The sequence below is a fragment of the Pseudomonas sp. SWRI50 genome, from assembly GCF_014269095.1.
GTDB classification, from domain to species: Bacteria; Pseudomonadota; Gammaproteobacteria; order Pseudomonadales; family Pseudomonadaceae; genus Aquipseudomonas; species Aquipseudomonas kermanshahensis.
This window is the reverse complement of record NZ_JABWRW010000032.1, coordinates 53,644-60,767: the sequence shown is the minus strand read 5'-3', so window position 1 is coordinate 60,767 and position 7,124 is coordinate 53,644. Positions and strand designations below refer to the sequence as shown.

At 63.6% G+C, this 7,124-nt stretch carries 7 protein-coding genes; 4 read left to right on the top strand and 3 right to left on the bottom strand.

Annotation, left to right across the window (positions count from 1 at the left end):
- Window positions 1-157 precede the first annotated feature (157 nt).
- The 3 genes from HU750_RS24625 (at window position 158) to HU750_RS24615 (ending at window position 2,597) form a co-directional block, all read left to right on the top strand.
- On the top strand, window positions 158-739 hold the full coding sequence (locus HU750_RS24625; protein WP_186682883.1) for an alpha/beta hydrolase: 582 nt from the start codon (window positions 158-160) through the stop codon (window positions 737-739).
- Between the two features lie 65 nt (window positions 740-804).
- Entirely contained in the window at window positions 805-1,635 is an 831-nt protein-coding gene (locus HU750_RS24620) for a sigma 54-interacting transcriptional regulator (protein WP_085272209.1), read from the top strand.
- A gap of 176 nt (window positions 1,636-1,811) precedes the next feature.
- Window positions 1,812-2,597, top strand: coding sequence for a MetQ/NlpA family ABC transporter substrate-binding protein (locus HU750_RS24615; protein WP_186682881.1), 786 nt, complete (start codon window positions 1,812-1,814; stop codon window positions 2,595-2,597).
- 87 nt (window positions 2,598-2,684) lie between these two features.
- On the opposite strand, the gene HU750_RS24610 is transcribed toward HU750_RS24615, so the two are convergent.
- Complete coding sequence (locus HU750_RS24610; RefSeq protein ID WP_186682879.1) at window positions 2,685-3,503, bottom strand: alpha/beta fold hydrolase; 819 nt, start codon at window positions 3,501-3,503, stop codon at window positions 2,685-2,687.
- Between the two features lie 31 nt (window positions 3,504-3,534).
- Window positions 3,535-5,898 (bottom strand): penicillin acylase family protein, encoded by a 2,364-nt coding sequence (locus HU750_RS24605; RefSeq protein ID WP_186682877.1) that lies wholly within the window; start codon window positions 5,896-5,898, stop codon window positions 3,535-3,537.
- A gap of 86 nt (window positions 5,899-5,984) precedes the next feature.
- Between HU750_RS24605 and HU750_RS24600 the strand changes: the two genes are divergently transcribed.
- Complete coding sequence (locus HU750_RS24600; protein WP_027592276.1) at window positions 5,985-6,551, top strand: sugar O-acetyltransferase; 567 nt, start codon at window positions 5,985-5,987, stop codon at window positions 6,549-6,551.
- Here HU750_RS24600 and HU750_RS24595 read toward each other — a convergent pair.
- Window positions 6,530-7,099 (bottom strand): DUF6436 domain-containing protein, encoded by a 570-nt coding sequence (locus HU750_RS24595; RefSeq protein WP_099455657.1) that lies wholly within the window; start codon window positions 7,097-7,099, stop codon window positions 6,530-6,532. The two genes, HU750_RS24600 and HU750_RS24595, sit on opposite strands and share 22 nt — an antisense overlap.
- Window positions 7,100-7,124 lie beyond the last annotated feature (25 nt).

Sequence of the window (7,124 nt, the reverse complement as noted above, 5' to 3'; positions counted from 1 at the left end):
GGCCCCCCCGTGGCCATCCCCCATCCTCGCAACAATCGCTTCGCCCCCCCAACAAAAATTCCTTTAGGTTATTAACAAATAGCTTCTTATTCCTTTACGAATATAACTCCCTCCCTATACTGGTCTCCAAGCACGCAAACTTACTGGAGGCGTCCCCATGCGCAATGAGTCGATTCGTTACCTGATTGTGCCGGGCTGGCAAGGATCGCCAGACAACCATTGGCAGAGTCACTGGCAGCGCACCCTGCCCAACAGCGCCCGGGTCGAGCAGCACGACTGGCTGACCCCGCAGCGGCGCGATTGGGTGCAGGCCCTGGAGCAGGCGATTGCCGCCGAACGCTCGCCAGTGATTCTCATCGCGCACAGCCTGGGCTGCGTCACGGTCGCTCACTGGGCCGCCGAGGCCAGCCCGGCGTTGCTGCGTCAGGTACGTGGCGCATTGCTGGTGGCGCCGGCGGATGTCGAGCGGCCGACCTGCGCGCCAGCACTGCGCAACTTCGCGCCGATTCCGATGCGGGCGTTGCCGTTCCCAAGCCAGGTGGTCAGTTCCGACAACGACCCGGCGGTAAGCGTGCCGCGCGCGCTGCACCTGGCCCAGGCCTGGGGGGCCGAAGCGGGCTTGCTGACCAACGCCGGGCACATCAACGTCAAGTCCGGCCACGAGCGTTGGGAACAAGGCTTCGCCTACCTGTACCGCTTGCAGAGCCGGGTGGAGCAACGCGCACTGCGTCGCGCCTGATCGTCCCCTACTGATTACCGTTTGCCTGACGCCCGGCCACCGAAGGCCTGGGGCGGGAGTTTTTCATGACTTTTCAAAACCCGTTTGGCCAGCCGCTGCTGACCTTTCCCGAGCTGGACAAGAGCCCACTGAGCATTCGTGCCAAGGCCCTGGTGTTCATCGACCCGCGCTCGCAACAGCTGCGCGAAGACCTCGAGCGCCTGGCGCCGCAGCCCTTGCCGGTGTTGATTCGTGGCGAAACCGGCACCGGTAAGGAGTTGCTGGCACGGCAGATTCACCGCGCCAGTGACCGCGCCGGGCTGTTCGTCTCGGTCAACTGCGCAGCCATCAGCCCGACCTACGCCGACGCCGAGTTGTTCGGTTACAGCGCCGGCACCCACGGCGGCACCGCCAGCAGCCGCGCCGGCTGGTTCGGCTCGGCCAACGGCGGCACGCTGTACCTGGACGAGATTGCCGACTTGCCGCTGGAGATTCAGGGCAAGCTGCTGGCCGCGCTGGAAAACCGTGAAGTGACACGCGTCGGCGCGCAGCAGCCCCAGCCTGTGGATGTGCGCCTGGTGGCGGCGACCAGCATCGACCTGGCGCGGGTGGTGAAGGCCGGCAGGTTCAATGAGCGCTTGTACCAGTACCTGCGTGAGGGGGCGCTGGAGCTGCCGCCGTTGCGCGAGCGACGTGGCGATATCCTGCCGCTGGCCGAGTACTTCGTGGGTATCTACACCGCCCGCCTGCAGCGCTCGGTGCCGCTGATCAGCGACGCCGCCCAGCAGGTGCTGGAAGCCCATGCCTGGCCCGGCAACACCCGCGAGCTGGAGAACGTCATCCACTTCGCCTTGCTGGTCAATGACAGCGAAGAGATCCAGCCGGAAGACCTCGACTTGGCCAACCCTGCGCGCTAGACAGCGCTCATAAGCAAAGGCGGTGATGGCAGTTTGTTTTTGGAATAAGCAGCGAATTAAAAGATATTGTTGCGGCATAAGAAATCTCGGTATTGTCCGCTTCACGCTCACCCGATACGGGGCAGGGCACACGACTTCGCCATCGCCGATGGCCCAGATTCAGAATAAGGACCACCATGAAGAAGACCCTGCTGACCACCGCCCTGGCCGCTGCCCTGTCGTTCGCCGGCCTGGCCAACGCCGCCGAGAAACTGGTGGTTGCCGCGACCCCGGTGCCGCATGCCGAGATCCTCGAGCTGATCAAGCCGACCCTCGCCAAAGAAGGTGTGGACCTGCAGATCAAGGTCTTCACCGACTACGTGCAGCCGAACGTGCAGGTTGACCAGAAACGCCTGGACGCCAACTACTTCCAGACCCTGCCGTACCTGCAAAACTTCAACGAAGGCAAGGGCACCCACCTGGAAACCGTGGTCGGTGTACACGTTGAACCGTTCGGTGGCTACTCGAAGAAGGTCAAGAACCTGAGCGAGCTCAAAGAAGGCGCTACCGTTGCCATCCCTAACGAAGGCAGCAACAGCGGCCGCGCCCTGCTGCTGTTGCAGAAGGCTGGCCTGATTACCCTGAAAGACCCGAAAAACGCCCTGGCCACGCCGAAAGACATCGCCGAGAACCCGAAGAAACTGAAGTTCCGCGAGCTGGAATCGGCCATGCTGCCGCGTGTGCTGGATCAGGTTGACCTGGACATGATCAACACCAACTACGCCCTGGAAGCTGGTCTGAACCCGGCCAAGGACGCGCTGGTGATCGAAGGCGCCGACTCGCCGTACGTCAACTTCCTGGTTGCCCGCCCGGACAACAAGGACAGCGAGGCCATCCAGAAACTGGCCAAAGCCCTGACCAGCCCGGAAGTGAAAGCGTTCATCGCCAAGAAATACAGTGGTGCCGTACTGCCGGCGTTCTGATCCGTTCGTAGCCCCGCGCCTGAAAACGCCGACGCCATTGCGTCGGCGTTTTTGTTGGTAGCCGGCAGTTGCGCGCCTTGAAGTGCCTCAACCCTTGCGTGGCAACCAGTTCAGCAGGAAATCATTCACCACCTGCGGGTTCTCGAGGCTACAGATATGCCCCGCATTTGGTACCTGCGCCGCCAGGCAGCCGATGATTCGCGACATTTCACCTGACTCTTCAGGTGGCCTCGGAATGTCCTGATCCCCACAGATGACAATGGTTTGTTGCCCTGCCAGCTCAGCCAGGCGCGCAAGCCGGTCAGGCCTGCCGAAAATTATCTGGCCCAGCGGATACAGGCTTTGCCGAATGGTTTCGGCACTGCACGCCTTGAGGTCGAGGCGAAATTGTTCGCGAACCTGGGCAACCGTCTGCCCACCGGCATGGAAGAAGATTGGTACGATGATATCGAGCAGCGCGTCGCTGAAGCCGCCGGCGGTGCTGGCGGCGTCCAACAGGGCAAAGTACTTCAGGCGGGTTGCTTGCGGTTCGGCGCCAAGGTAGGTGTCCATCAGCACCAGGCGATCGATGCGTTGCGGATGTTCAGCGGCCAGTTCAGCCCCCCACATGCCGCCGACGGACAGGCCAACCAGGTGGCACCTGTCGATATCCAGTGCATCCAGCAACACCAGATGCTGGCGGGCCAGGTCGCTCATGCTCTGGGTGGTGGCAGGTGGTGCCTCGGAGTCACCATGGCCCCACAATTCCGGCACGATCACGCGGAAGTGTTGTGATAGCGTCTCGACCTGTGGCCGCCACATCTCGGCAGACCACAAGTAGCTGTGGCCGAGCAGGACAGGAAATCCTTGGCCTTGGTCGACGTAGCTCATGCGCGCGCCGTCGATCTCGATGAAGTGTTTCTGCATTGATGTGCCTTCGGAAATGGAGAAAAGGGTCCTACTGCGAAGGCATCAAGCGTAGCGTGCTCTGTGATGGGATAATTCCCATACTAGCTTTGGAATATCGCCCATTGATGTAGTCCTCAGCCTGGTCTGAAAAATGCCGGTCGAACGGCACCCCGCTTTGCCCGACCGGGTTACTGGTCAAGGCCTGCCCGGCATCGGCGAAGTCGATCAGCCTGCGTGTAGAAGGGCCATATGTCACCGGCCAAGGTGCCGGTCCGATCTTCGCCGACAGGTTGTTGGGCACCTCATGCGTGCCAGGCGCCGCGAACGGGCCGACGTTGAACAGCAGGTTCAGCGGCTTCTTCACGCCAAGCGGATGGTTATGGGTCAGGGTATGGGCTTTGCCCCATTGCCAACTGGCCGGGTCGCTGCCCAGGGTGTCTCGCAGGTGCTTCACGCTTTTTTGCCAGGCGATGCGCACGATCGCAGTGCGGTCGGTGCGTTCGTTTGCTCCCCGCGTGCTCCACCATGGCGACTCGGCATCGGCGGCCAAACGAGGCAGCGCGGCATCGATGGCACGGGTGCTGATCAGCACCGGGAACCAGGTGTCGCCCAGTTCGTCATGCAGGGCCGCGAACGCCAGTTCATACAGGAACTGGTTGAACAGCGTGGCGCTGATCGAGTCCAGGGGGTAGTCACCGCTCCAGGCTGCCAGTTGTTCGACCAGCTCCTTTTCCTCGTCCCCCTCGGCCACTGAGCGCAGCGTCGCTAGCAGCGGTGCAAGGGTGCGTGGGCCATGGTCGCTGGCGGTGTCCAGCTGCAGGGCTTGGCTGTTCTGGGTATCCCACTTCACGTCAGGGTTGGCCAGGTGGCGGTCGAGCTGGCGGCCACGGTCCGGCAGGTTGTAGTAACCCGGCACGGGCACGGCCGAGGGCGGCTGGTAGTTGGCCGACACGATGTAGCCGCGTGCGGGGTTTTCTTGCTGCGGGTTGGCACTGAAGGGGTAGAAACCGAGCTTGTCTGCCTGTGGGCTGGCGCCATCGAGGATGAATGTCGGGTTGACCCCCGCTGGGCGGATCGGCAGTTGTGCCGCAGCCCACCAGCCGATATCGCCACGGGCATTGGCCCAGACGAAGTTCAGCCCAGGCGCCTGAACCTTGGCGGCCGCCTCGCGCATCTTGCCCAGCGTGTCGGCGCGGTTGAGCTGGTAAAACCCGTCGAGGATCGGGTTTTCGGTTTCCAGAAACGCCCACCACATGGCCACCGGCGTGGTCCCGGCGGTAGCGCCCAATACCTCGTTGACGATCGGGCCGTGGGGCGAGCGGCGCAGGCTGAGGGTGACGGGCGCCTCGCCTTTGACGGCGAGGGTTTGCTCGGTCTTTTCCACGGTTTGCCAGGTGCCGTCGATCATCACCTGGTCGGTGTTTTCGGGGTTGGTCCGTTCGGCGATCAGGTCGACGTCATCGTTCTGGAACATCGTCAGGCTCCAGCCGAAGTCGCGGTTGTGGCCGAGCAGCGCGAAGGGGTTCAGCGCCTGGAAGTAGCCATACAGGTTGAACCCAGGGGCCGACAATTCGGCCTCGTACCACACCGCCGGTACCGCGAAGCTGATGTGTGGGTCACCGGCCAGCAGTGGCTTGCCGCTGCGGGTGCGGCTGCCGGCGACGGCCCAGGCGTTGCTGCCTTCGAATTGCGGGATACCCGCGTCGCCCAACGCGTCGTGGCTGAGCCGGGCAAGTGCCTCCAGGCTGCGCCAGTCGGCGGCCGCCAACGGCGCGGCCAGGGCGCCTTCGGGTTGCCAGCCAAGGTCGAAGATGTTCAGGTACTGCGGGCCGAGCTGGTCGCGAATATAGGTGAGCGCGGGCTCGGTACGGAACGCGGCGGCGAAGCTGTAGGCCAGGTAACCGGCGATGCTCAGGGTGTCTTCGGCGGTGAACGGGCGGGGGGTGATGCCCAGCAGGTCGAACTCGATCGGCTTGGGATGGCTGGCCTGCCAGCTGTTGATGCCCTCCAGGTAGGCTTGCAGGGCCTGCCAGGCGGGTGATTGGCGGTCCTGCCGCTGCACCATCAGCGCCGCTTGGTCGCGAATACGCAAGCTGCGGAACAGGGTGTCGGTGGGCACGAGTTTTTCGCCCAGCACTTCGGCCAACTCACCGCGCGCCAGGCGGCGCATGATCTCCATCTGGAACAACCGGTCCTGGGCGTGCACATAGCCGAGGGCGCGGTACAGGTCCTGTTCGTTCTGTGCCTGCAGGTGCGGAACGCCGCGGCTGTCATAGCGCACGCTGACCGGCGCCTGCAGGCCGGCGATCGCCACTTCGCCTTCGCGTTGCGGCAGCTTGCCGTGCACGTACCCGTATCCGGCGCCAGCGGCCACGGCGATTACCACGGCCAACAGGGTCAGTCTGCGCTTCATCGAAACTCCTTGTGCATTCGAACGGAAACTGTGGTCCGATCATCGACGGATTCGCGCACAGAGCATAGCCCTCGATAGGAGTTTCCATGTCCCTCAGCGAAAAACAGAAAATGCTCGCAGGCCAGCTCTACCATGCCGGCTGCCCCGAGCTGCAGGCCGAGCAAATTGCCAACAAGCACTGGATGCAGCGCTACAACAGCAGTTTCGAGCTGCTCAACGACGCACGTCACGGCCTGCTCGCCGAGCACTTCGGCCAGGCCGGCGAAGGCACGGTGATCCGCCCGCCGTTCTATTGCGACTATGGCTACAACATCAGCATTGGCCGCAACACCTTCATCAACTTCAACTGCGTGATCCTCGACGTGCTGCCGGTGCGCATCGGCGACGATTGCCAGATTGGCCCGGCGGTGCAGATCTACACCGCCGACCACCCACTCGACCCTGAGCTGCGGCGCACCGGGCTGGAAAGCGGCCGGCCGGTGAGTATTGGCAACAATGTGTGGATTGGTGGCGGGGCGATCATCCTGCCGGGGGTGACCCTTGGCGACAACGCGGTGGTCGGCGCGGGCAGTGTGGTCACCCGTGATGTGCCGGCGGGTGCGGTGGTGGTCGGTAACCCGGCGCGGGTGCGTCAGCCGGCCCAAGGGCAGTAGCAACCCACCGCCAAGGTGTTGGAGGCCGTCACCTGGCGGTTGTCGATCAACGCCTTGAGGATCGGTTCGATGAAACTGTTGCTGGCGTTGCACACCGCCCCTTCACTGTAAGGCCCGAAGTAGGCGAGGTGGCCTTGTCGGTCCCAGATGGCCACGGCCGGAGAGGCGGGCAGGTGTTCGCTGCCGGGCAGGCTGGCGAGGGGCTTGAGGGCGCTGAGGTTCGCGGGCAACTGGCCGCGGCTGCCGGGTTTTTGCAGCACATGGAAGCTGACGCCGTCGCCTGCGAAGTGGCTGACCAGGTCGGCCAGGTGCTGCTGGTTGCCGACATTGCACGGGCAGGCCGGGTCCCAGAAGTGCACCACACGGATCGGGCCGGGGCCGGCCAGTTCTGCGGGCAGGCGCAGTTGGCTGCCGTCGAACAGGGTGGCCTGGTTGTCGAACGGGCGCAGGTAGCGGGACTGGAAGGTGGTGTAGGCCTGCCAGAGAATGCCAACGCCAACCAGTAGGGCGATTGCCGTGCACGATGTTTTGATGATTCGGCTATTCATGAGGAGTCATTGGCCCTTTCGCGAC

Coding starts and splice junctions, on each gene's coding strand:
- HU750_RS24615 (WP_186682881.1), top strand. CDS start 1,812: ATGAAGAAGACCCTGCTGACCACCGCCCTGGCCGCTGCCCTGTCGTTC.
- HU750_RS24595 (WP_099455657.1), bottom strand. CDS start 7,099: ATGAATAGCCGAATCATCAAAACATCGTGCACGGCAATCGCCCTACTG.
- HU750_RS24620 (WP_085272209.1), top strand. CDS start 805: ATGACTTTTCAAAACCCGTTTGGCCAGCCGCTGCTGACCTTTCCCGAG.
- HU750_RS24605 (WP_186682877.1), bottom strand. CDS start 5,898: ATGAAGCGCAGACTGACCCTGTTGGCCGTGGTAATCGCCGTGGCCGCT.
- HU750_RS24600 (WP_027592276.1), top strand. CDS start 5,985: ATGTCCCTCAGCGAAAAACAGAAAATGCTCGCAGGCCAGCTCTACCAT.
- HU750_RS24625 (WP_186682883.1), top strand. CDS start 158: ATGCGCAATGAGTCGATTCGTTACCTGATTGTGCCGGGCTGGCAAGGA.
- HU750_RS24610 (WP_186682879.1), bottom strand. CDS start 3,503: ATGCAGAAACACTTCATCGAGATCGACGGCGCGCGCATGAGCTACGTC.